This window comes from Pseudomonas sp. 30_B, from assembly GCF_017491605.1.
Classification (GTDB): Bacteria; Pseudomonadota; Gammaproteobacteria; order Pseudomonadales; family Pseudomonadaceae; genus Pseudomonas.
On sequence record NZ_JAFGYY010000509.1, the window covers coordinates 1 to 243 of the forward strand.

Below are 243 nucleotides of genomic sequence, written 5' to 3' on the forward strand. Positions count from 1 at the left end.
TCTGCGAGCAGCGCAAGCCCGGCGGCTTCGAGGTGTGGAGCGAACCCTTCGTCTGCCTGCGGATTCCCAAGCTGTTCAACCTGCGCATGGACCCGTACGAGACCGCCGACATCGTTTCCGACCAGTATTACGACTGGCTGACCAAGAACGACTATCTGCTGTTCCAGGGGACTCGCAAGGCGGCAGCCTTCCTGCAGACCTTCGTCGACTATCCGCCGAGTCAGCGTCCGGCCAGCTTCAGCA

The 243-nt window shown here is 61.7% G+C and carries 1 pseudogene; it reads left to right on the plus strand.

Annotated features, from left to right (window positions below):
* Positions 1–243 (plus strand): annotated as a pseudogene (locus J5M67_RS29270) (arylsulfatase); the annotation flags it as partial.